23 protein-coding genes are annotated in these 21,954 nt (G+C 63.1%); 10 read left to right on the forward strand and 13 right to left on the reverse strand.

Annotated elements, in window-relative coordinates; genetic code table 11:
- Positions 1-13 precede the first annotated feature (13 nt).
- From KLP42_RS01285 to KLP42_RS01295, 3 genes are all read right to left on the reverse strand, one after another.
- The gene (locus tag KLP42_RS01285; RefSeq protein WP_442792914.1) at positions 14-826 is read right to left on the reverse strand and encodes an ABC transporter permease; all 813 of its coding nucleotides are present in this window, start codon (positions 824-826) and stop codon (positions 14-16) included.
- Positions 827-831: 5 nt separating this feature from the next.
- Positions 832-1,620 carry an ABC transporter ATP-binding protein gene (locus KLP42_RS01290; RefSeq protein WP_215564069.1) on the reverse strand — a complete coding sequence of 263 codons (789 nt, stop codon included), beginning with the start codon at positions 1,618-1,620 and terminating at the stop codon, positions 832-834.
- 197 nt (positions 1,621-1,817) lie between these two features.
- Positions 1,818-2,849: an ABC transporter substrate-binding protein gene (locus tag KLP42_RS01295; protein WP_215564071.1), complete on the reverse strand. Its 1,032-nt coding sequence runs from the start codon at positions 2,847-2,849 to the stop codon at positions 1,818-1,820.
- 263 nt (positions 2,850-3,112) lie between these two features.
- Here KLP42_RS01295 and KLP42_RS01300 point away from each other — a divergent pair, with 263 nt between their 5' ends.
- From KLP42_RS01300 to KLP42_RS01320, 5 genes are all read left to right on the forward strand, one after another.
- Positions 3,113-5,866, forward strand: coding sequence for a DUF2339 domain-containing protein (locus tag KLP42_RS01300; RefSeq protein WP_215564073.1), 2,754 nt, complete (start codon positions 3,113-3,115; stop codon positions 5,864-5,866).
- 2 nt (positions 5,867-5,868) lie between these two features.
- Positions 5,869-6,522, forward strand: a complete 654-nt coding sequence (locus KLP42_RS01305) for an HD domain-containing protein (protein WP_353844780.1) — start codon at positions 5,869-5,871, stop codon at positions 6,520-6,522.
- A 9-nt stretch (positions 6,523-6,531) separates the two neighbouring features.
- Positions 6,532-7,374 (forward strand): MOSC domain-containing protein, encoded by an 843-nt coding sequence (locus KLP42_RS01310; RefSeq protein ID WP_215564075.1) that lies wholly within the window; start codon positions 6,532-6,534, stop codon positions 7,372-7,374.
- A 96-nt stretch (positions 7,375-7,470) separates the two neighbouring features.
- Positions 7,471-8,352, forward strand: a complete 882-nt coding sequence (locus tag KLP42_RS01315; protein WP_215564076.1) for a DMT family transporter — start codon at positions 7,471-7,473, stop codon at positions 8,350-8,352.
- Positions 8,353-8,560: 208 nt separating this feature from the next.
- A complete protein-coding gene (locus tag KLP42_RS01320; RefSeq protein WP_215564078.1) occupies positions 8,561-9,535 on the forward strand; it encodes a flagellin N-terminal helical domain-containing protein in 975 nt (324 codons plus the stop codon).
- Between the two features lie 60 nt (positions 9,536-9,595).
- On the opposite strand, the gene KLP42_RS01325 is transcribed toward KLP42_RS01320, so the two are convergent.
- Positions 9,596-9,865: a hypothetical protein gene (locus tag KLP42_RS01325; RefSeq protein WP_215564080.1), complete on the reverse strand. Its 270-nt coding sequence runs from the start codon at positions 9,863-9,865 to the stop codon at positions 9,596-9,598.
- 203 nt (positions 9,866-10,068) lie between these two features.
- Here KLP42_RS01325 and KLP42_RS01330 point away from each other — a divergent pair, with 203 nt between their 5' ends.
- Positions 10,069-11,283, forward strand: a complete 1,215-nt coding sequence (locus tag KLP42_RS01330) for an MFS transporter (protein WP_215564082.1) — start codon at positions 10,069-10,071, stop codon at positions 11,281-11,283.
- 10 nt (positions 11,284-11,293) lie between these two features.
- On the opposite strand, the gene recO is transcribed toward KLP42_RS01330, so the two are convergent.
- On the reverse strand, positions 11,294-12,061 hold the full coding sequence (recO, locus tag KLP42_RS01335; protein WP_215564084.1) for a DNA repair protein RecO: 768 nt from the start codon (positions 12,059-12,061) through the stop codon (positions 11,294-11,296).
- A gap of 209 nt (positions 12,062-12,270) precedes the next feature.
- On the opposite strand from recO, the gene KLP42_RS01340 reads away from it, so the two are divergent.
- A complete protein-coding gene (locus KLP42_RS01340; protein ID WP_215564086.1) occupies positions 12,271-12,660 on the forward strand; it encodes a hypothetical protein in 390 nt (129 codons plus the stop codon).
- A 34-nt stretch (positions 12,661-12,694) separates the two neighbouring features.
- On the opposite strand, the gene era is transcribed toward KLP42_RS01340, so the two are convergent.
- The 8 genes from era to rpoZ all read right to left on the reverse strand — a co-directional run bounded on the left by era (position 12,695) and on the right by rpoZ (position 19,326).
- Positions 12,695-13,633: a GTPase Era gene (gene era, locus KLP42_RS01345; protein WP_215564088.1), complete on the reverse strand. Its 939-nt coding sequence runs from the start codon at positions 13,631-13,633 to the stop codon at positions 12,695-12,697.
- Positions 13,634-13,642: 9 nt separating this feature from the next.
- A complete protein-coding gene (gene rnc, locus KLP42_RS01350; RefSeq protein WP_215564090.1) occupies positions 13,643-14,356 on the reverse strand; it encodes a ribonuclease III in 714 nt (237 codons plus the stop codon).
- Positions 14,356-15,102 carry a signal peptidase I gene (lepB, locus tag KLP42_RS01355; protein WP_215564094.1) on the reverse strand — a complete coding sequence of 249 codons (747 nt, stop codon included), beginning with the start codon at positions 15,100-15,102 and terminating at the stop codon, positions 14,356-14,358. Before lepB ends, rnc begins: the two co-directional genes overlap by 1 nt.
- A 66-nt stretch (positions 15,103-15,168) precedes the next feature.
- Positions 15,169-15,594: a holo-ACP synthase gene (gene acpS / locus KLP42_RS01360; RefSeq protein ID WP_215564097.1), complete on the reverse strand. Its 426-nt coding sequence runs from the start codon at positions 15,592-15,594 to the stop codon at positions 15,169-15,171.
- Between the two features lie 33 nt (positions 15,595-15,627).
- A complete protein-coding gene (locus tag KLP42_RS01365; RefSeq protein WP_215564099.1) occupies positions 15,628-16,101 on the reverse strand; it encodes a DUF2062 domain-containing protein in 474 nt (157 codons plus the stop codon).
- 178 nt (positions 16,102-16,279) lie between these two features.
- A complete protein-coding gene (locus KLP42_RS01370; protein ID WP_215564103.1) occupies positions 16,280-16,432 on the reverse strand; it encodes a DUF3563 family protein in 153 nt (50 codons plus the stop codon).
- Between the two features lie 133 nt (positions 16,433-16,565).
- On the reverse strand, positions 16,566-18,794 hold the full coding sequence (locus KLP42_RS01375) for a RelA/SpoT family protein (RefSeq protein WP_215564105.1): 2,229 nt from the start codon (positions 18,792-18,794) through the stop codon (positions 16,566-16,568).
- A 118-nt stretch (positions 18,795-18,912) separates the two neighbouring features.
- The gene (rpoZ, locus tag KLP42_RS01380; RefSeq protein ID WP_215564107.1) at positions 18,913-19,326 is read right to left on the reverse strand and encodes a DNA-directed RNA polymerase subunit omega; all 414 of its coding nucleotides are present in this window, start codon (positions 19,324-19,326) and stop codon (positions 18,913-18,915) included.
- Positions 19,327-19,609: 283 nt separating this feature from the next.
- Here rpoZ and KLP42_RS01385 point away from each other — a divergent pair, with 283 nt between their 5' ends.
- The 3 genes from KLP42_RS01385 (at position 19,610) to KLP42_RS01395 (ending at position 21,877) form a co-directional block, all read left to right on the forward strand.
- The gene (locus tag KLP42_RS01385) at positions 19,610-20,188 is read left to right on the forward strand and encodes a LabA-like NYN domain-containing protein (protein WP_215564109.1); all 579 of its coding nucleotides are present in this window, start codon (positions 19,610-19,612) and stop codon (positions 20,186-20,188) included.
- Between the two features lie 129 nt (positions 20,189-20,317).
- Positions 20,318-21,403 (forward strand): bifunctional transcriptional activator/DNA repair enzyme AdaA, encoded by a 1,086-nt coding sequence (locus KLP42_RS01390; RefSeq protein ID WP_215564111.1) that lies wholly within the window; start codon positions 20,318-20,320, stop codon positions 21,401-21,403.
- 174 nt (positions 21,404-21,577) lie between these two features.
- Positions 21,578-21,877, forward strand: a complete 300-nt coding sequence (locus KLP42_RS01395) for a hypothetical protein (protein WP_215564113.1) — start codon at positions 21,578-21,580, stop codon at positions 21,875-21,877.
- Positions 21,878-21,954 lie beyond the last annotated feature (77 nt).

The following is a 21,954-nucleotide window of genomic DNA, read 5'->3' on the forward strand; positions in this document are numbered from 1 at the left end:
GCCGGAACGGTGTCTACTGTGCCATCGTCGAGCGATGCGCCCAGCCGGTCATGCGCTTTTCGAGCCAGGCCATCAGGGCGTACATGGCAATGCCCTCGATCGCCAGCATCAGCAGGCCGGCAAACACCAGCGGCACGTTGAACTGGCTCTGCGCCGAACTCATCATGTTGCCGAGGCCATAATTGGACGCGACCGTTTCCGAGACGACCGACCCGACGAAGGCGAGCGTGATCGCCACCTTCAGCGAACCGAAGAAATACGGCATGGAGCGCGGGATGCCGACCTTCAGCATGATGTCCATCTTCTTGGCACCGAGCGCGCGCAAAACATCCTCGGTTTCCGGCTCGATGGTGGCAAGCCCCGTCGCCACGTTCACGACGATCGGGAAGAAGGAGATGAGGAAGGCGGTGAGCACCGCCGGCACCGTGCCGATACCGAACCAGATGACGAGGATCGGCACCAGCGCCACCTTGGGGATGGCGTTGAAGCCGATCATCAGCGGATAAAGCCCGGCATAGATGGTCTTCGACCAGCCGATGAAGAGGCCGATCGCCAGCCCCGCCACCACGGCGATCGCAAAGCCCATGGTGGTGGTGTAGAGCGTCTGCAGCGAGTTCTTCCAGATCGGCGACCAGTATTTGGCAATCGCGGCGAATACGTCGGTCGGCGCGGGCAGGATGGTCGGCGGCATGTCGAGCGCGATCACCAGCAGTTCCCAGAGGGCAAACAGCGCGATCGTATAAAGCCAGGGGGCGGCCTTCACCCAGTTGATGCGGGCCATCAGCGGTTTAGCGGGTGCGGCCGCCGATGTCGCAGTCTCGGTCATCGCGCTCATGCCACCACCCTCGCCTTGGCGATTTCCCCGTGCAGTTCGTGCACCATGTCGTTGAATGTCGATTGATACATGACTTCCAGATCGCGCGGCCGCTCGAACGGCACCCGGTGCTCCTTCAGGATGCGGCCGGGACGCGCGCTCATGACGAAAATCTTGTCGGCGAGGAAAACCGCCTCGCGCAGATCGTGCGTCACGAGGATGATCGTCACGCCTTGGGCTGCGTGCAGGTCGCGAATGACGCACCACAATTCTTCACGGGTAAAGGCATCGAGCGCGCCGAACGGCTCGTCGAGCATCAGAAGATCCGGTTCGTGGATCAGCGCACGACAGAGATTGGCGCGCTGCTGCATGCCGCCAGAGAGCTGCCAGGGGAATTTCGAACCAAACCCCTTCAGCCCGACGATCTCCAGCAGATTTTCCGCCTTCTCGACATATTCCTTCTTGTTGGCACGCAGCCGATGCCGGTGTTTTTCGACGATTTCGAGCGGCAGGAGGATGTTTTCGAGCGTCGTGCGCCAGGGGAGCATGGTGGGGTTCTGGAAGGCCATGCCGACGATGGAGACCGGTTTCGTCACCTGTTCGCCGGCAACGATCACCACACCCGTCTGCGGAATGTGCAGGCCGGTGACCAGCTTCATGAGCGTGGACTTGCCGCAGCCGGACGGCCCGACGACGGCGGCAAACTCGCCCTTGTCGACCCGCATGGTGAGGCCGGAGACAGCAAGCGTGCCCGCGGCACCGCCATAACGCATGTCGACATTGTCGATGGAAACGAGGTGGGACATCGGTTCTCCGTCCGTGATCACGCGAAGGGGCAGCAAGACCCCCTCTGGCCTGCCGGCCATCTCCCCCACAAGGGGGGAGAAGACTTGTGGCACCCGCATAACCAGATCAACATGACTGGGCGCCAGCTATGTGCGAGGCCGTGCTGCGGGTTAAGCCCCTCCCCCTTGTGGTGAGGGGTTGGGGAGGGGTCTTGCCGTTACGGCAGCATGCGCTCCGCCTTCGGCGGCAGGTAGCTGGCGTCGAACACCTGATCGGCCTTCACCGCGCCCTTCAGGCCCATGGAGATCTTCAGCGTATCGATGGAGGCGCCGAGACGGGTCATGTCGACGCCGCCGAAGCCGTTTTCGACCACGTAGGGCGTCTTGATGTTCATGGCGTTGGCCATCTTCAGGCGCTCGAGTTCGATGGCGCTGTCCAGCGTCTCGTTGCGCTTCAGAACAGCGGCGACGCCCTCTTCCGGCTTGGCGACGGCATCGGCAAAGCCCTTGGCCAGCGCCTTGACGAAACCCTTGACCGCAGCCGGGTTCTTCTCGGCGAAATCCTTATTCACCAGCACGGCATTGCCATAGAGGTTCAGGCCATGCTCGGCCATCAGGATGGTGGCGATGTCCTCGTCCTTGATGCCCTGCTTCTTGAGGTTCAGGATGACCGAGAAGGCAAAGCCGAAGACCGCATCCACATCGCCCTTGGCGAGCATGGGTTCACGCACCGGAAAACCGATCGATTCGATCTTGATCTTGCTGTCGTCGATCTTCGCGACCTGCTTGAAGGCCTTCCACTGGGCAAAGGCGCCATCCGGCGGCGGGGCGCCGAGTTTCTTGCCTTCCAGCGACTTCGGATCGGTGGTGATGCCGAGCGACTTGCGGCCGACGACCGCAAAGGTCGGGCGCTCATAGACCATCATCACGGCCTTGATCTTCTGGCTCGGATCCTCGTCGAGGAACTTGATCACCGAATTGATGTCACCGAAGCCCATCTGATAAGCGCCGGTCGCCACACGCGGAATGGCTTCCACTGAACCGTTGCCGGTGTCGATCGTCACATCCAGGCCCTCGGCCTTGAAGTAACCCTTGTCAAGCGCCAGCAGGAAACCGGCAGCCGGACCTTCGAACTTCCAGTCGAGCGTGAATTTCACAGCCGTATCGGCAAAGGCAGGCGCGGAAAAACCGGTGGCAAGCGCAAGCGCGGCAACAGCCGGAAGCTTGGCGAAGAGGCGACGTGTCAACATGTCTTCTGTTTCCCCCTGGATATTCTTGAGACAAAGCTCATCAAAGCCATTCTTGCCGCCGCTTGCAAGTCGAAATTGCACATTATGTGACCACATATTCGAGATTGCCTACACATTGAGCGAAGGCCTTGTAAAAATGCATGATCTGCCGCGAGTTTCATCACATTCGATCGCCCGCCATCACCAACTTCTGCTCGAGGCGCCGTTTCCTTTGCAGGTCTGGGGCGATATAACCGGGTTCCAAACATCTTGGCGGGGCCTTCATGCTGGAACTCATTCTGATCGCTTTGCTTTTTGCGCTGCTGTTTTGGCAGCTCCAGCTTTCGCAGCGCCTGAGGACGCTGGAAAACGAGGTCAAAGCCCTTAAGAAGACTCTGGCACCGTTCCTCTCCATACCCGCACCGGCGGCGCCTGAACCGGTCATACAAACCCCGATCGAGACAGCGAAAGCTCTGCCATCTGCCGACATCAAGACAGCAGCGCCCCAGAGCATGGAGCCGAAACCGCAGAAAGCGCCCCTCCCCGCAGCGTCACTGCCGAAACCGGCACCAAAACCGACACCAAAACCGACACCAAAACCGATAAGCCACAAACCGGGCGAAAGCTTCGAAAGCCGGCTTGGGGCGCGCTGGACCGTGTGGGTCGGCGGGCTGGCACTGGCACTCGGCGGCGTGTTCCTCGTGCGTTATTCGATCGAAAGCGGCCTGCTTGGCCCTGGCACGCGGCTTGTGCTGGCAGTCCTCTTCGGCCTCCTGCTGGCGGGTGCCGGCGAGATTCTGCGCCGCCGGGCACTGCCGAACCTGCCAGCCATCTATACGAATGCCATGGTGCCGGGCATGCTGACGGCCGCGGCCAGCGTGACGCTGCTGGCCAGTCTTTATACGGCGCATGCTTCCTATGGCTTTATCGGCACGACGCATGTCTTTCTTCTTCTGGCGCTGGTATCTCTTTCAACCATCGCATTATCGCTTCTGCATGGACAGGCGCTGGCCGGGCTTGGCCTCATCGGTTCGCTGATCACGCCGGCGCTGGTCACGTCGGATGCGCCCAATATCGGTGCCCTGTTCGGCTTTCTGTCACTGGTCTGGCTGGCCAGCAATGGCGCCGCCCGCATCCGCCGCTGGTTGCTGGTGCCCGCGCTTGCCAATCTCGGCCTGCTTGTCTGGGTGGTTGCCTATTCGGTGAATGCCGACGTGGTGGATAGCGTGCCGCCCGGCCTGTCGCTGCTTGTCATGCTGGCGAGCACCGCGTTGCTCTGGCCAGGCCGCGCCTTCGAGGACACGGGCGAAGCGCCAAGGACGCCGGCCGGCGCCCTACGACACCTGTTTGGACTTCTCGGACGCCGACCGCGCCGCATCATGATATCGGCCTCGCTGGCAGCTATGCTGAGCGCGCTGACGCTGCTGCTTGTCGATGCACCGGCCCGCACCCATCCGGTCCTGATCTTCGTGGCAGTGACCGGGCTTCTGGCAGGTCTCGGCGCAGGACGCCGCGCCGGCGCCTGGCCGGCACTGCTTGCCAGCACTGCGGCCATCTGGGGTGTGGGGCTGACGGCGCTGTTTGGCGTGTCGGACCTGTCACCGACGCCAGCCGAGACCCAAGGCCTGCTCGCCGCCATGGGGCCGGACGTACTGGGCGCACTGGTTCTTGGCGCCATCTTCACCGCCTGCGGCCTGCTTTTCCTGCGCCGCAAAGGCCAAAACGATCCGGATATGGCCATGCTCTGGGCCATTCTCGCCGCCGCCGTGCCGGTGACGCTGGCCAGCATAACCTTCCTGAATTACGGCACCTTCGGGCGCGACTGGCTGCATGGCACTTATGCTCTGGCGATTGGCGCAGCCCTGCGGTTTGTCGCCTTCCGGCTTGCAAAGGCAGACGAAGATCCTGCCACCCCGAACCTTGTCCGCGACCTGCTGCTCATCGGCTCGTTTGCCGCCTTTACCTTCAGCCTGCACGCGCTGACCCATGGCCTTGCAACGACGATTGGCGTGTCCCTCCTCGGCTTCGCCTATGTGGCGCTGACGCGATCCAGACCCTGGCGGGGCCTGCCCTGGGTGATGGTTGCCGCCACGCTTGTGCTGTTCTTCCGCATCGGGTGGGACCCCACAATCGTCGGACCCGACCGGCTGGGCAAAACACCGTTCTTCAACGCGCTTTTGCCCGGCTATGGCATCCCGGCAGTATTGCTGATTGCCTCTGCCTGGTTGCTGCGCCACTGGCCGGGACGGCGGGTGCTGAATGCATTGCAGGGGCTGGCGGCGCTGATGGGGCTTCTCACCCTTGCCATCCTCGTGCGCCATGCCATGAGCGGCGGCGTGCTGGACGACCGCGCGCTGACGCTTGGCGAACAGTCGATCTATACGCTGCTGACCGTCGGTCTTTCGGGCGTGCTGATGACGCTCGATCTCAAAAGCCCGAGCCCGGTCTTCCGACATGGTTCGATCCTTGCCGGCGTGATCGCCACCATCAATGTGCTGGTGCTGCATCTGGGCAAACTGAACCCTTATTTTTCAGGCGAACTCATCGGCAACTGGCCAATCCTCAACCTGCTCCTGCCGGGCTATCTCCTGCCGGCATTCGCCTATGCAGGCCTTGCCCTGTATGCGCGCAACAAGCGTCCCGGCCCTTACATGATACTGCTGGCGCTGACGGCTGCCCTGCTCGGCTTCGCCTGGGCGACACTTTCAGTGCGCGGCGTCTGGCAGGGCAGTAACATTGCCGATTGGAAGGGCTTCCTGGAGGGTGAAACCTATACCTATTCCGTGGTCTGGCTGGCGATCGGCGTCGGGCTGCTTGCGCTCGGCTCCCGACTCGATGCACGCAGTCTGCGTCTCGCATCCGCGGGACTGGTGCTGATCTCCGTCTGCAAGGTCTTCCTGATCGACATGGCGAACCTGGAAGGCATTCTGCGCGCCCTCTCCTTCATCGGACTTGGCGGCGTGCTGATCGGCATCGGATTGTTTTACCAGCGCATTCTGGCGCGTTCCAACGAGGCGGCACCGCCCGCCGGAGACTGACCGTGACTGATAACGACATCGCCGCCGGCTTTCACCCTTTCGAGGCGCTGGCCGAAACACTTCTGCCGCATGCCGTGGAGGGTGATGACGGGGCGCATGACGTGGCCCACCTGCTGCGCGTCTTCCACAATGCCCAGCGCATCCAGGCGGCAGAAGGCGGGGATGAAAAGGTGATTGCCGCCGCCGTGCTTCTGCATGACTGCGTCTCGCTGCCGAAGAACCATCCGCAGCGGGCGCAATCCTCCGGGCTTGCGGCGGAAAAGGCCTCGGGGATCCTCACCGGGCTCGGCTGGACGGCGGAGACGGTCGAAGCGGTTGCCCATGCCATTCTCACCCACAGCTTTTCCGCCGGGCTTCTGCCGGAGACCCTGGAGGCGAAAATCCTGCAGGATGCCGACCGGCTGGATTCGCTCGGCGCAATCGGCATTGCCCGCACCTTCTACACGGCGGGACGCATGGGATCGAAACTTTGTCATGCGACCGATCCGCAAGCCGCCTCGCGTGACCTTGACGACCGGACCTATGCCATCGATCACTTTGAGGCGAAGCTGCTGAAACTGGCGGACGGCTTCCAGACCGCGACCGGCAGGCAACTTGCCGTCGAACGGCACCGCCGGCTGGCGGAGTTTCGCGACCTGTTTTTTGATGAGCTCTGAGGGATTTTTATGCGCATCGCCGGCCTCAACATCTTTCCCTTGAAAAGTGCGCGCGGCATTGCGCTCAACGAAAGCCCGATCGACGCGATGGGGCTTTCCGGCGACCGGCGCTGGATGCTGACCAATCCGGACGGTTATTTCATCACCCAGCGGGAGATGCCGGCGCTGGCCCGCCTCCTGGTCAACCCGACTGATACGGGACTTTCGCTCTCGATGGACGGCGAGGGTCTGACCGCCGCCTTTCCGGCACCCGACAGCCGCCAGCAGGTGGTGGTGTGGAAGTCCTCCGTCGATGCGGCGCTCGCCGATGATGCGGTCAATGCGACGCTGTCGAAATGGCTGGAGCGGGACGTGCGGCTTGTCTTCTTCGACACACAGGCACGCCGCACGGCGAGCGCCGAATGGGCCGGCAGCGGCTCACCCGTTGCCTTCGGCGACGGTTACCAGGTGCTCGTCACCACCACCGGATCGCTCGCCGCGCTCAATGCCGACATGGCAGCCCATGGCGAGGTGCCGGTCGGCATGGATCGTTTTCGTGCCAACATCGTTCTCGACCACGACGAGGCTTTTGCCGAGGACGGCTGGACTTCCATCTCGATCGGGGACGTCGTGCTCGATCTCGTCAAACCCTGTGCCCGCTGCATCATGACGACGCAGGATCAGGAGACCGGGTCGCGCGAGGGCGCAAACCCGATGCCGGCCATGGGCCGCATCCGCATGTCGGCGGATCGCCGGGTGCCGGGTCCCCTCTTCGGCTGGAATGCGGTGCCGCGTGGTGCTGGCCTGTTGCGGGTCGGCGATGCGGTCCGCGTGCTCGACCGGCGGGAACCCTGGGCGATCAAGCGCCGTTGACGCAGGCTGCCCCGCGCGACCGAACCGGCTGCGGGGCAGCCTTCCCTTCCTTCCTCCATCGCGCCCGGTGGCGGAGCAGCCCCGACAGAGATGTTCATGACCGGAAAAACTCGCGGCCTCGTCTTTGCCCTGTCCGCCGTCACCATTTTTGCCGGGCAGGACGTGATCTCCAAGCACCTCGGGACGCTCTATCCGCCGATCTTCGTCACCATGATCCGCTACTGGGCCTTTGCCATCTCCGTGCTGATGCTGACGGCCCGCACGCGGGGCGGCATTGCCGCAGCGGCAAGAACACGGCGGCCACTGCTGCAGATCGCTCGCGGCATCATCCTGGTGGTGCAGATCGTCATTGCCGTCTACTCCTTTGCGCTGGTCGGCCTGTCACACACCCAGTCGATCTTTGCCGCCACCCCGCTCTTCGTCGCCGCCATGTCCGTGCCGCTGCTCGGCGAAAAAGTCGGCTGGCGGCGCTGGACGGCGATCTGCGTCGGCCTGTTCGGCGTGCTGATGATCATCAACCCGACCACGGCCTCCCTGAAACTGGAACTGCTGCTGCCGATTGCCGGCTCCTCGATCTTCGCGCTCTATGCCATCACCACCCGCCTTGCCAGCCGGGAGGATTCCTCGACAACCAGCTTCTTCTACACCGGCATTGCCGGTGCGATCGCCATCAGCTTCGTCGGTCCCTTCTTCTGGACCGGGCTTGCGCCGCAGGACTGGATCTGGATGGCGGCGCTCTGCTGTACCGGCATGAGCGGCCATTACCTGCTGATCCGGGCCTATGACCTGGTGGATGCCGTCACCGTGCAACAGATCGGTTACGTCCAGGTGGTGTTGGTGTGCATTCTCGGCGTGGTGATCTATGGCGAGGTGGTGACGCTGAACATGATCCTGGGCGCGGCCCTCGTGATCGGCGCCGGCTTCTTCACCATCTGGCGCGAGAGCCGGCTGGCACGGGCCCGGCTTGCACAGGAGTGATGGTGCCGGCCATGCGGCGCCTGCCCCATCCGCCCGCGCCGGAAAACCATATCCTCCGCCAGGACAGTAACTCGCACTACGGGTTTAAGTGACCATTAAGGTTACTTGTGCATCAATATGAACATCACGACGTTATCGTTCCATTAACCTTGTCGCAATGGTCGTTAACATTCTGACTGTTTGCGTACGAGTACAGTAGAGCCCTGGTATGACGAGTATCATCACGAATACAGGTGCCATGGTGGCCCTGAAGACCCTGCGCGACGTCAGCAGGCAGCTGGAGGTAACCCAGGACCGGATGGCAAGCGGCCTGCGGGTCGGGCAGTCGTCGCAGAACGCCGCCTACTGGTCGATCGCCGCCACCATGCGTTCCGACGACAAGGCGCTCGCCGCAGTGCAGGATGCCATGAATCTCGGCGCCGCCACGGCCGATACCGCCTATGCCGGCCTCGATTCCTCGATCGACGTGGTGGACGAGATCAAATCCAAGCTGATCGCCGCCCGCGAGCCCGGCGTTGACAAGGACAAGGTGAACAAGGAAATCGACCAGCTGAAGCAGCAGCTTGTCTCGATCACCGATGCGGCAAGCTTCAACGGCGTCAACTGGCTGAAGATCAGCGACGGCTCCGACACCACCGCCAAGGTCGCCGCCTCCTTCTACCGCAGCGTCGATCGCAGCGTGTTCATGGAAACCATCACGCTCGATCTGGTCTCCAGCGACGGCACGGTGACAGCGCTCGTCGACAACCGCTCCACCAGCACCAATGGCGGCGGCGGAATCTTCACCAGCACGCAGTTCGCCACCAATGTGGGCGCCGCCAGCAATTACGTTCTCGTCGCCAACCAGAGCAATACCAGCGCATCGGCCGTGGAAATCGCCATTGGCGAGGCAACGACGGCCGACCAGCTGGATGACATGATCGCCGTGGTGGACGAGATGCTGCAGATGATGGCCGATGCCGGCGCCAATATCGGTTCGGTGCAGTCGCGCGTCGATCTGCAGCTCGATTACGTCTACAAGCTTCGCGACTGGATGAAGGGCGGCATCAGCACGCTGGTGGATGCCGACATGGACGAGGAAGCCACCCGCCTGAAGGCGCTGACCACACAGGAGCAGCTGGCAACACAGGCGCTTTCCATTGCCAATACCGAGCAGCAGAACATTCTGTCGCTGTTCCGCTAGAAGCGTGCGTCTTCAAGGGCATGAGCAAGGGGGCAGAAGCCCCCCTGCCCGGAGATGCCCTCACCCCGGCCGGTACGTCACGTTCGGCGTCTGGCTGTTGGACGTGAAGACAAGCCCGGTGTCGTCCGCCTGGGTGATCTGATAGGCGCCCGGCTGACGGGCCGACCCCACAAATTTCCCTGCCGAAAGGCGGAAATTGTCGTGACCATTCCGATCGCACTGGTCAGGCGAAGCGTCGATCTCGACGGCATCCCCGTTCTGCACCCGAACACCGCCGTGGTAGAGCGGCGCGACATTGTGATTTCTGAAGCAAATCTGGACCCGAACCATCCTTGGTTCTCCGTTTTGTGTGGGTGGATCCGCCCGCTGTGTTTATGTCATCGACATCAATCATAAAAAGCATAAATTAATACATCTCTTTAAAGTTGCACCCGCCTGTATCCATCAATTTCCCTCATCGATGAAACAGCAAAACGCTCTTGGCTTGCAGGCTGTCCGGGTTATGCTCGCGACACGAACGGGGGAGACGCACCATGTCCGCGAAGACCGCACCAACCATGCCGTGGCTGATCATTACGAGCGGCTCGCTGATCGTTCTGCTGGTTTTCGGGCCCCGCTCAGCCATGGGCTTCTTCCAGTTGCCGATGCTGATGGAAACCGGCTGGGATCGCTCCACCTTCGGGCTCGCCATGGCCCTGCAGAACCTTTTCTGGGGCCTGAGCCAGCCCTTCTTCGGTGCGCTCGCCGACAAATATGGCACCAGCCGGGTGCTGGTCCTGTCCGGCCTGCTCTATGCCGCCGGCCTGTTTCTGATGGCGCATGCCGCAGCGCCGCTCTGGCTGCATGTCGGCGGCGGCCTTCTGGTCGGCATGGCCGTCGGCGCCGGCTCCTTCAGCGTGGTGCTGTCGGCCTTTGCGCGCCACGTGACACCGCAGCAGCGCTCCATGGCCTTCGGCATCGGCACTGCGGCCGGCTCTGCCGGCATGTTTCTCTTCGCACCGATCAGCCAGGCGCTGATCACCCTTTACGGCTGGTCCGACAGTCTGGTCGTCATGGGCGCGATGATGCTGCTCGTGCCGTTGCTGGCCTTTCCGCTGCGCGGCAACGCCGCCTCCGGCACGCAGGCGCAGGGTCAGTTCCAGCAGAGCGTCGGCGCGGCCCTGCGCGAGGCGCTCAGCCACCAAAGCTATCTGCTGCTGACCAGCGGCTTCTTCGTGTGCGGCTTCCAGGTGGCCTTCATCACCGCGCATTTTCCAGCCTATCTCGGCGATATCGGCATCGATGCGCGCTATGCGGTGATTGCCATGGCCTGTATCGGCTTCTTCAACATCATCGGCTCGCTGGCGGCCGGCGTCATCGGCCAGCGCTATTCGAAACCCTATTTCCTGGCACTGATCTATATCGGCCGCTCGATCGCCGTTACCGCCTTCCTGCTTCTTCCGCAGACGCCGGCCTCGGTGATCGCCTTTGCCGTGGTGATGGGCCTGCTGTGGCTCTCCACGGTGCCGCCCACCAATGCGCTCGTCGCCATCATGTTCGGCACGCGCCATCTCGGCATGCTGGGCGGCGTGGTCTTCCTCTCGCACCAGATCGGCTCCTTCCTCGGCGTCTGGATGGGCGGCTATCTCTACGACCATTTCGGAACCTACAATCCCGTCTGGTGGCTGGGCGTCGCGCTGGGCCTGTTTGCCGCCACCGTGCACTGGCCGATCCGGGAGCGCCCGGTGGAGCGGCCGCTCCCCGCCTGAGGTCGGCCCCTTACGAGGACGTCTCTTCTCCCCCTGCGGGGGGCTCCAACCTGTCGAGAGCCTTCAGCGCCGCCTGCACGAAACCGTCGCGGGCGGCGTTTTCGCTGATGCCGCGTGGTTCGTAGACGTGGCGGTTGAGAAAGAAGCCGCTGAGGCGGAAGGCGGCGATCAGCGTGTCGCGATCGAGCCGGCGCGATGTCGGCGCCACCAGAAAGGCCGGCAGCGCCAGCAGCCGGTCGGCATAGGGCGCCCCGGCGGCACGGCAGACGGCGCGACCGCTTTTCGGCGACACATAGATCAGCTCCTCCGACGTTCCCGTCGCGGCGCAGGCAGTGAGATCGAGACCGAAGCCGAGGTCGTTCAGCACGGCAAGTTCGAATCGCACGAAGAGTTCGCCGGCGCCGGCCGGATCGTCCATATGGTCGAGGATGACGTCCAGCGCCTCGAAGAGATGCGGATGCGGATCGCGCTCGGGCAGCAGGCGCAGCAGCGCGCCCATGGCCTGCACGCCATAGACGGAGGTGGCATTCTCCATCAGCCGTGCGGCACGCAGATGCAACGGTTCCAGCCGGAAGTCGCCGAGATGCTCGTCGAGCCGCGCGCGCCAGACGGCCTCCACCCGGTTGCCGGGCTGCAGCAGCGGCTGCATGCTGCGCGAGCGTCCACCGCGCACAAGGCCCATGTGGCGGCCACGCTGGCGCGTCATCAGTTCCGCCACCACGCTGGTTTCGCCGTGGCGCCGCACCCCGATGATGATGCCTTCGTCCTGCCATTGCATGGGCGGATCGTCGTCCTGTCTGCTGCCTGATGCCGGCGGGCCGGCGCGTGAAAGCCATGGGGCGGCACGCCCCGCAAACGCGAGGCGGAGCCGGCAGGCCGCCGCGACTCGCGCCGCTCCTGTTTCTATATCATCCGCAACCGCGCTGGCGATGGAACCGATCCGCCGTCTTGCGGGTTGCTGGGCGCAGAGCCAATTCGGGAGAAGCCATGCGACACGTCCTGCTTGCCACCGCCCTTGCCACCCTGCCCGTCACGGGCCTTGCCGCATCGCCGGCCGCTGCCCAGTCGCCGGAACTGGAGCAGGCCTGCGTGACGGTTGCCCGCAACTTCCTGCTGTCGCCGAACCTCAAGACCGGCGTGGTGCAGTCCTTTCCGGAACTCGATCCGCCCGGCGCGCGTCTGACCTATTCGACCCGGCAGAACCCGGATCCGACCGATTTCACCGACGAGATCGAATGCACCTTCGAAAGCGCCACGCCACCCTTCGGGCTGACGCGCTTCTGCGTGTCCGAGACCTGCTATTCCGCGACGGAGGAGGAACCGGACAATCGCCGTCGCTTCGAGGAGATGAAGGCGCTGCTGGCGCGGCAGAAATAACCGCGTCCCGGCAGCAGCCATCTGCAGCCGGGACTTAGCCCTTGGGGAATTCCAGGCCCATCTCGCGGAACCGCTCGGGATCGTCGCCCCAGTTCTCCCGCACCTTGACGAACAGGAAGAGGTGCACGGGCTGTTCGAGGATCTCCGACAGTTCCTTGCGGGACGCCGTCGAAATGGCCTTGATGGCTTCGCCGCCCTTCCCGAGCGCGATCTTCTTCTGGCTGTCGCGCTCCACATAGATCACCTGTTCGATGCGCACGGAGCCATCCTTGCGCTCCTCCCATTTTTCCGTTTCCACATGGGAGGAATAGGGCAGTTCCTGATGCAGGCGCAGGAACAGTTTTTCGCGGGTGATCTCGGCGGCCAGCTGGCGCATCGGCAGGTCGGAAATCTGATCCTCCGGATAATACCAGGGGCCTTCCGGCAGTTCGGCAGCCAGATAGTCGAGCAGATCGGTGCAGCCGGAGCCGGTGGTCGCCGAAATCATGAAGGTGCGTTCGAAGGCGACCGCCTCGTTTGCCTGCGCGGCAAGCTTCAAGAGATCCTCCGGATTGACCCGGTCGATCTTGTTGAGCACGAGGATCTTCGGCTGGTGAACATCCTTCAGCCCCTCGAGGATCGCTTCTGCATCACCACGGAGGCCGCGCTCGCTGTCGATGAGCAGCATGATGCGGTCGGCATCCTTGGCGCCGCCCCAGGCAGACGTCACCATGGCGCGGTCGAGGCGGCGGCGCGGCTTGAAGATGCCGGGCGTATCCATGAACACGATCTGCGCATTCTGATGGATCGCGATGCCGCGCACGATGGCGCGCGTCGTCTGCACCTTGTGGCTGACGATCGACACCTTGGCGCCCACCAGCCGGTTCACCAGCGTCGATTTGCCGGCATTGGTCGCACCGATCAGGGCCACGAAGCCGGATCGTGTCGCAGATACCGCCTCGGATGCGCCGGCCATGTTGTCGTCTTCAGTCATAAAGGTCCTTCAATCGGCTGCGGGCTTCGGCCACACGCCTTCACGTTCAAGCAGTTTCGTCGCGGCCACCTGTTCGGCGGCGCGCTTGGAGCGATCGACGCCGGTTTCGGGCGCAACCCCTTCCACTTCCACCGTCACGGTGAAGCGCGGGTCGTGGTCGGGGCCGGAGCGGTCATCCACCCGATAGACGGGCGTGGTGCCGAAACGGGCATGCGACCATTCCTGCAGCTCGGTCTTGGCGTCACGGCGGGCTGCATCGGCATGTGTAGCACGCTTTTCCCAATGGCGCAGGATGAAGCGACGCGCGACATCCAGTCCCGCATCGAGATAAAGCGCGGCGATCAGGCTTTCCACCACGTCGGCGCGCACGTTCATCATGCGCTTGCCGGTCAGCTTCTTCACATCGGCGCCGGTGCGGATGAACTGGTGCAGGCCAAGCTCGTCGGCAATGCCGGCGCAGCTTTCGGCGCTGACCAGCTGGTTGAGGCGCACGGAAAGCTCGCCCTCCGTCGCGTTGCGGAAGGTGCTGAACAGCAGCTCGGCCACGCACAGGCCGAGCACCCGATCGCCCAGAAACTCCAGGCGCTCGTAATTGGCATTCTTGGCGCTGCCGGTGCTGGCATGGGTCAGCGCCCTGTCGAGCCACTGCTTGTCCGAGAACACATGCCCGATCACGGCTTCAAGCCGACCGCGCTCGTCTGCGGATAGCGTTGCGGGCTTCATCAGTCGACCACCTTGAACAGGCGATCCCAACGCATGTTGGCCGGCCACTTCCAGATTTCCCGGAAGGAGGTGTCGTTGCCGAGCGAGAAGAAGATCACGCTGGCGCGGCCGACGATGTTTTCCGCCGGCACGTAACCGACGTCGAAACGGCTGTCGAGCGAGTTGTCGCGGTTGTCGCCCATGAAGAAATAATGGCCTTCCGGCACGATGAATTCGCGGGTGTTGTCGCCGCGCGAAACGGGCGACTGGTCCAGCGTGTCATAGGTCTTGCCGTTGTCGAGCGTTTCGCGGAACACCGGCACGTCGGAGCCCGGATCGAGGCGGTAGTCCGAGGTGAAGCTGCCATCGGCAACCTTCGGCACCGGCTGGCCATTGATGTGCAGCACGCCGTCGATCATCTGCACGCGGTCACCCGGCAGGCCGATCAGGCGCTTGATGTAATCGACATCCGGATCGCTCGGCAGGCGGAAGACGATGACATCGCCGCGCTTGGGTTCGGAAAACTCCAGAATGCGGCCGGAAAACAGGTTCGGCGACAGCGGCAGCGAATACTTGGAAAAGCCGTAGGCGAACTTGTTGACGAAGATGTAGTCCCCGACGAGCAGCGTCGGCATCATCGAGCCGGACGGGATGGTGAAGGGCTGGAACAGCACGGTGCGGATGACCATGGCCAGCAGCAGTGCCTGAATGATGACCTTGATGTTTTCCCAGAGGGCATTCGGCTTCTTGTCGACTTGTTCGGACACGTGCACGTCTTTCGTTTCCCGCGTTTTGCGCTTCTCTAAACTCTTCCCCGGACCTCGGCAATGGCCTTAGCCGCCAGCGCCCGCCGGCGCCGGCGCAAGCGGCCGTGCCTCGATGACCACGAAGGCCTGCGCATAGGGGAATTCGTCGGTGATGGTGAGGTGAATGACGGGTTCATGACCTGGCGGCATCAGCATCTTCAGCCGCTCGCCGGCACCGCCGGTCAACACCATGATGGGCTTGCCGCCGGGCAGGTTGACGACACCCATGTCCTTCCAGAACACGCCCTTAGCCAGCCCGGTGCCAAGCGCCTTGGAACAGGCCTCCTTGGCGGCGAAACGCTTGGCATAGGAGGCGGCGCGCATCTTGCGCCCGTCGGACTTGCGCCGCTCGATATCGGTGAAACAGCGATGCGTGAACCGCTCGCCGAAACGCTCGATCGATTTCTCGACCCGCCGGATGTCGATCAGGTCACTGCCCATGCCTATGATCATGCCGTTCCTCTTCGTTGGTCGACACACTCTGTGTCAGACCCGGCTGCCCTTGTCGACCGGCGCGAGGACGGGACGACGCGCCGCCAGCCTCATCTTCCGGGCAGCGCGATATCTCCTGATGCCGACAAACGTGGCGACATAACAGCAAAGGCCGGTCACGATTGCGGGAGGAAGGGCGCCGAGCGTCAGCGGTTCGAACAGCGGATGCCAGAGTTCGGCAACGTGCAGCCCCTCCAGCTGGCGCACCAGGGCTGCGGCGGTCGCGTCGGAATTCGGCGTGCGGCCAAGCATCTGATGGCCGATCTGCCAGGTGATCGGCAGGATGAAGGGAATTGTCAGCGGATTGCTGAAGGCGGTTCCGAGCGTCGCGGCGATCAGGCTGCCGCGCAGCAGAAAGGCGGCAGCAAGCGCAATCGCGATGTGGAAACCGAAAAAGGGCGTCCAGGCGGACATCAGCCCGATGGCAAAACCGATGGCCACCGAATGCGGTGACCCCGTCAGCCTCACGGCCCTTGCCCTCATGTAGCGCAGGGAGCGCGCGGGGCTCCTGCGTCTCCTGTGCCTCAGCCCGCGCCGTGTGGCGGGACGAGCATGTCGTGCGGAAAACAGGCGTGTCAACTCCATGACGGCGACCTACCGGCCTTCCGGCGCGCAGCCGCGCGCAATGCGCGGATGTCTGCGCGGATCAGATGCTCTTGCGGAACAGGCCGCGATCAACCTGGCGCATGCGGTATTCGAGCTCGATGGCATCATGCGATTCATTCAGATAGGCCATTTCACGTTCCTGAAGGGTCGGAGCGCGAAGGGCGCGGGCGATGTTGCGAAGCGGCTTGAACATTGTTGCCTCCTAATGTTGCGATGCACAAGATATAGTGCAGGCAACGTCTCGGCACCAACGCAGGCTTTCCCTGTCAGCTATGCACTGGATGCAAGGCGGCAGAAAAGTTCCCGCCGCCATGCTTAACAAATGTTCAATCGTAGAGGCGCTTGACCGTGGAGATGCAGTCCAGTTCCTTCAGCTGGGCGAGCAGCTGGTTCAGCTGGCGCAGATCCCAGACCTCCACTTCGAGCTGAAGTTCGGAGAAATCGGTCGCCACCCGCCCCATGGTCAGCATGCGGATATTGATGTCGAGGCGGGCAATGGTCTGGGCGACCGTTGCCAGTGTCCCCGGTTCATTGAGGGCATTGATCAGCATCTTGGCGGCAAAGCGGGATTTGTTGGCCTCGTCCAGGTCCCAGCGTACGTCGATCCAGCGTTCCGGCTGGTCGTCGAACTTCTGCAGCGCCGACGCCTGGATCGGATAGATGGTGATGCCCTTGCCCTCTTCCATGATGCCGACGATGCGATCGCCAGGCACCGCGCCGGAGGGCGAGAAGCGCACTTCCAGATTGCTGCTGAGGCCACGGATCGGCAGCGGCTCCGGACCGCCCGTCTCACGGGTCGGCCTCGCAGCCCCCTTCTCGCCGCCCGGCAGGCGGAACATCATGCCGGAGGCGGTCGGCATGTTGAACCAGCCCTGATCGGCGGCCGGCTTGACGGTGGTGCGCTCGTCCTTGAAATCCGGGAAGACGGCCTTCAGCACGTCGAGCGAGGACAACTCGCCCCGGCCGACGGCGGCAATCGCATCCTCGACCTCCTTCTGGCCAAGGCGAAACAGCGCCGGCTTCAGGATATCGCGCGAAAACTCCTTGCCGGCCCGCTCGAAGGTCCGCTCCAGAATGCGGTGGCCAAGGCCGGCATACTGCTTGCGGATCGCCATGCGGGTGGCGCGGCGAATGGCGGCGCGCGCCTTGCCGGTCACGACGATCTCTTCCCAGGCAGCCGGCGGCACCTGCACGCCGGAACGGATGATCTCCACCTCGTCGCCATTGCTGAGCCGGGTGACGAGCGGCATGATCCGCCCGTTGATCTTGGCGCCGACCGTGGTGTCGCCGATATTGGTGTGGACGGCATAGGCGAAATCGATGGGGGTTGCGCCTCTCGGCAGCGCGATCAGCTTGCCCTTCGGCGTGAAGCAGAACACCTGGTCCTGGAACAGTTCGAGCTTGGTATGCTCGAGGAACTCTTCCGGGCTGTCTCCCTCGGCCAGTGCCTCGATGGTGTGGCGCAGCCAGGAATAGGCATTGCTTTCCTTCGACAGCAGCTCGCCACCCTCGCCGTTCTCGCCATCCTTGTAGAGGCTGTGCGCGGCGATCCCGTATTCGGCGATCTCGTGCATGCGCCTCGTGCGGATCTGCAGCTCGATGCGCTGGCGCGACGGGCCGACGATGGTGGTGTGGATCGAACGATAGTCGTTCTGCTTCGGCGTGGAGATGTAGTCCTTGAAGCGGCCCGGCACGACGCGCCAGCGGGTGTGAACGATGCCAAGCGCCCGGTAGCAGGCGGGAATATCGTCGACGATGATGCGGAAGCCGTAGACGTCGGACAGCTGCTCGAAGGAGAGCGACTTCGACTGCATCTTGCGGAAAACGGAATAGGGCTTCTTCTGGCGCCCCTTGACGGCGGCGTTCAGCAGGCCATTGGCCACCAGAAGGTCGCGCAGTTCGTCCTCGATCTTGGTGATCAGGTTCTCGTTGCGCGCCGAAAGCTCCGCCAGCCGCTTGGTGACGGTCTCGTAGGCCTCCGGGTTCATGTAGCGGAAGGACAGATCCTCCAGCTCCTCGCGCATGTCCTGCATGCCCATGCGGCCGGCCAGCGGCGCATAGATTTCCATCGTCTCCTCGGAAATGCGCGCCCGCTTGTCGTCGCGCATGTGCTCGAGGGTGCGCATGTTGTGCAGCCGGTCGGCCAGCTTGACCAGCAGAACCCGCACGTCGTCGGAAATGGCGAGCAGCAGCTTGCGCAGGTTTTCGGCCTGCTTGGCCTTCTTCGAGACGAGATCGAGACGCTTGAGCTTGGTCAGACCCTCGACCAGGCGACCGATATCCTCGCCGAACAGTTCATCGATCTCGGCGCGGGTGGCCGTGGTATCCTCGATCGTATCGTGCAGCAGCGCCACCGCGATGGTCGATTCGTCGAGATGCATTTCGGTGAGGATGGCGGCCACTTCCAGCGGATGGGAAATATAGGGGTCGCCGCTGGCGCGCTTCTGCTGGCCATGCTTCTGCATGGCATAGACATAAGCCTTGTTGAGCAGAGCTTCATTCGCGTCGGGCTTGTACTTCTGAACCCGCTCGACGAGCTCGTATTGCCGCATCATGCTTCCGAAGACCCTTCCAACACCCAGAAAACGAAAAGGAGCGCCAACCCGGAGATTGACGCTGCCGATATATGAGACACAAGGTCTTTAAGAGGAGAGCATTGACGATTGGTAATCGTCAGTAGTCGTCGCTCTTTTCCGGCGGCACCAGACCTTCGATACCGGCCAGCAGTTCCTCTTCCGACATCTGGTCGAATGTGAGGGTTTCCGGCAGGTCGTCCTCGTCGAGAACCTTCTCCGCGCTGGCGGTCGCGCCGGCATTGGCGGCAATCAGCGTCGACGGATCGGGCTCCGGCTCGTCCACTTCCACATGCTTCTGCAGCGAGTGGATCAGGTCTTCCTTCAGGTCGTCGGGCGAAAGCGTCTCGTCGGCGATTTCGCGCAGGGCAACGACGGGGTTCTTGTCGTTATCGCGGTCGACCGTGATCGCGGCACCCTGCGAGATCTGGCGGGCGCGATGGCTGGCAAGCAGGACCAGCTCGAAACGGTTATCGACTTTGTCGATGCAATCTTCTACTGTGACACGGGCCATTGCCTGTCCTTTACGATCGGTATTTCGAGGATTAGAACGCCCGATACAGGCAAAGGGGCGGGAATTCAAGTTTTTCCTCACCCGGCCTTGTCGACGGCGCCCTCTACGACCAATTCTCTAGGGAAAACGCTGCCAAACCGCTTGGAGTTGAATCGATCGTGCATTAAACAGTTAATATATGAATATATGATGAAATACGACAACCTGCCGCATATGCAGGCGGGGTTCCCGGGAGGGGAGGAAACCGGGAAACCACACATTTTCAGAATGGATGGAGGAATCAGTGTTTGATCCACGCGAAAAAATTGCCCTTTTCATTGATGGCGCCAATCTCTACGCCGCATCGAAAAGCCTCGGCTTCGATATCGACTACCGCAAGCTGCTGAAGGCCTTTCAGAAGCGCGGCTACCTGCTGCGCGCCTATTATTATACCGCCCTGATCGAGGATCAGGAATATTCCTCGATCCGGCCGCTGATCGACTGGCTGGACTACAACGGCTACAAGGTCGTGACCAAGCCGGCGAAGGAATTCACCGACTCCATGGGCCGCCGCAAGGTGAAGGGCAACATGGACATCGAACTGGCCATCGACGCGATGGAACAGTCCGAAACGGTGGACCATCTGGTGCTGTTTTCCGGCGACGGCGACTTCACCACGCTGGTGGAAGCCCTGCAGCGCAAGGGTCGCAAGGTTTCCGTCGTCTCCACCATGGCGACCCAGCCGCCGATGATCGCCGACGACCTGCGTCGCCAGTCGGACCATTTCATCGATCTCATCTCGCTGAAGGCGGAAATCGGCCGCGACCCGTCCGAACGCGTCCAGCGCGTGGTCGAGCCGACCCCCGATCCGGCCGAGGCCTGAGACAGGTGCGCGCGGCATCGCCGGGAGGTTGGGAGGCCTTTCGCGGTGCCGCTCGCACAATTCGGGGCGAATGAAATACACGCCCGTTTTTCGGCGCCGTGAGCGGCAGACACGCGCTATGGTCTTCCCATGCTGACCACACGCCCTTCCGACGACACGCTCTATCAGGCCCTTCTCGACCGCGATGCGGCCTATGACGGGTTCGCCTATGTCTGCGTCACCTCGACGCGCATCTTCTGCCGCTTCACCTGTCCGGCGCGCAAGCCGCGCCGGGAGAATTGCCGTTTCGAATCCACCATCGCCGAATGCCTGGAAGCGGGTTACCGCCCCTGCAAGCGCTGCACGCCGATGCTGCGCTATGGCGAGGGCGATGCGACGGTGGCGCCCCTGCTTGCCGCGCTGGAAGCCGAACCGGAGCGGCGCTGGAGCGAACAGCATCTGATTGCCCTCGGCCACGACCCCTCCACCGTGCGGCGCGCCTTCAAGCGCCGTTTCGGCATGAGCTTTCTGGAACTTGCCCGCCAGCGCCGGCTGAGCCAGGCAGTGACGACGCTGCGCGCCGGCGCGCCGGTGATTACGGCCCAGCTCGACGCGGGCTTCGATTCCGGCAGCGGATTTCGCCAGGCCATCACCCAGCGACTCGGCGCAGCCCCGAGGCACCTCAAGGACCAGACCCTGCTTAAGGCGCACTGGATCGAAACTCCGATCGGCCCGATGCTGGCGGTCGTTTGCGACCATGCGTTGCACCTGCTGGAATTTGCCGATCGCCCGGCGCTGCCGACCGAACTCAAGCGCCTGCAGGAGCGCGGACGCTGCGGCATCATCATGGGCCGCACCGGCGTGACGGATACGGTCGAGGCCGAGCTTGCCGGCTATTTCACCGGTCAGTCCGCACAGTTTTCGGTGCGGATCGGCGGCCATGGCACGCCGTTCGAGCGCGCCGTCTGGCAGGCGCTGCGCGCCATTGCGGCCGGGCAAAGCCGCAGCTATTCAAGCCTTGCCCGCGATCTCGGCAAACCGAGCGCCGTGCGGGCGGTGGCGCGTGCCAATGGCGCCAACCAGATCGCCATCGTCATTCCCTGCCACCGCGTGATCGGTGCCGATGGCAGCCTGACAGGCTATGGCGGCGGCCTCTGGCGCAAGCAATGGCTGCTGCGCCATGAGCAACGCCTTTCCGAAGCGACAAAGACCGGTGAATCGCATCAGTCCGACTGATCGATCACATTCAGAACATTCACTGGACGAATAGGGTCTTCTGCGACAGTTTGCCGCCCGCAGCAACAGGCTGCCGTTTCACCCCACCAGCAACCCTCCAACCCCTCGCCGTTTCTCCCCTGCCCTGCCGGCAGCGGAGCGACTTATCTCGTGCCTCTTCGAAAGGACAGGACCATGCGCACGATCGACCAGACCACCGAAACCCTTTCCTCCAACCCCGCGTCCCCCACCCGACGCACGGGTCTTGCCGGACTTCGCTGGATCGTGTCGATCGCCTATCGCCTGTTCGGCAACCGGCGCGGCCACAACCACGCCGCCGATCTGAACGCCCATGGATTGCGCGACATCGGACTGGAGGATTGCGGCCTTCGCCCCGGCGATGACGGCCTTGACAGGGCCTCGCGTCAGGAGGCCAGACTGAGAGAAGCCCGCGCGGTCGCCCTGATGTTTGCCATGGGCATGGGCGGCCGCTGACGGCTCCCATCAACGGGACAGCCGCGACGCGCTCGGCGTTGCGGCTGCGTGTCGGGCGCTGCTTCAGATGACTGTCC

The organism is Rhizobium sp. CSW-27 (assembly GCF_018760785.1).
In the GTDB taxonomy this organism is placed as follows: domain Bacteria; phylum Pseudomonadota; class Alphaproteobacteria; order Rhizobiales; family Rhizobiaceae; genus Neorhizobium.

What these genes read in the sequence shown, in the direction of transcription:
- KLP42_RS01290 (WP_215564069.1), bottom strand. Translation starts at nt 1,620, where the DNA reads ATGTCCCACCTCGTTTCCATCGACAATGTCGACATGCGTTATGGCGGT.
- era (WP_215564088.1), bottom strand. Translation starts at nt 13,633, where the DNA reads ATGACTGAAGACGACAACATGGCCGGCGCATCCGAGGCGGTATCTGCG.
- acpS (WP_215564097.1), bottom strand. Translation starts at nt 15,594, where the DNA reads ATGATCATAGGCATGGGCAGTGACCTGATCGACATCCGGCGGGTCGAG.
- KLP42_RS01325 (WP_215564080.1), bottom strand. Translation starts at nt 9,865, where the DNA reads ATGGTTCGGGTCCAGATTTGCTTCAGAAATCACAATGTCGCGCCGCTC.
- KLP42_RS01295 (WP_215564071.1), bottom strand. Translation starts at nt 2,849, where the DNA reads ATGTTGACACGTCGCCTCTTCGCCAAGCTTCCGGCTGTTGCCGCGCTT.
- KLP42_RS01340 (WP_215564086.1), top strand. Translation starts at nt 12,271, where the DNA reads ATGCGACACGTCCTGCTTGCCACCGCCCTTGCCACCCTGCCCGTCACG.
- KLP42_RS01300 (WP_215564073.1), top strand. Translation starts at nt 3,113, where the DNA reads ATGCTGGAACTCATTCTGATCGCTTTGCTTTTTGCGCTGCTGTTTTGG.
- rnc (WP_215564090.1), bottom strand. Translation starts at nt 14,356, where the DNA reads ATGAAGCCCGCAACGCTATCCGCAGACGAGCGCGGTCGGCTTGAAGCC.
- KLP42_RS01315 (WP_215564076.1), top strand. Translation starts at nt 7,471, where the DNA reads ATGACCGGAAAAACTCGCGGCCTCGTCTTTGCCCTGTCCGCCGTCACC.
- KLP42_RS01310 (WP_215564075.1), top strand. Translation starts at nt 6,532, where the DNA reads ATGCGCATCGCCGGCCTCAACATCTTTCCCTTGAAAAGTGCGCGCGGC.
- KLP42_RS01330 (WP_215564082.1), top strand. Translation starts at nt 10,069, where the DNA reads ATGTCCGCGAAGACCGCACCAACCATGCCGTGGCTGATCATTACGAGC.
- KLP42_RS01395 (WP_215564113.1), top strand. Translation starts at nt 21,578, where the DNA reads ATGCGCACGATCGACCAGACCACCGAAACCCTTTCCTCCAACCCCGCG.
- rpoZ (WP_215564107.1), bottom strand. Translation starts at nt 19,326, where the DNA reads ATGGCCCGTGTCACAGTAGAAGATTGCATCGACAAAGTCGATAACCGT.
- KLP42_RS01390 (WP_215564111.1), top strand. Translation starts at nt 20,318, where the DNA reads ATGCTGACCACACGCCCTTCCGACGACACGCTCTATCAGGCCCTTCTC.
- recO (WP_215564084.1), bottom strand. Translation starts at nt 12,061, where the DNA reads ATGCAATGGCAGGACGAAGGCATCATCATCGGGGTGCGGCGCCACGGC.
- KLP42_RS01370 (WP_215564103.1), bottom strand. Translation starts at nt 16,432, where the DNA reads ATGTTCAAGCCGCTTCGCAACATCGCCCGCGCCCTTCGCGCTCCGACC.
- KLP42_RS01285 (WP_442792914.1), bottom strand. Translation starts at nt 826, where the DNA reads ATGACCGAGACTGCGACATCGGCGGCCGCACCCGCTAAACCGCTGATG.
- KLP42_RS01320 (WP_215564078.1), top strand. Translation starts at nt 8,561, where the DNA reads ATGACGAGTATCATCACGAATACAGGTGCCATGGTGGCCCTGAAGACC.
- KLP42_RS01375 (WP_215564105.1), bottom strand. Translation starts at nt 18,794, where the DNA reads ATGATGCGGCAATACGAGCTCGTCGAGCGGGTTCAGAAGTACAAGCCC.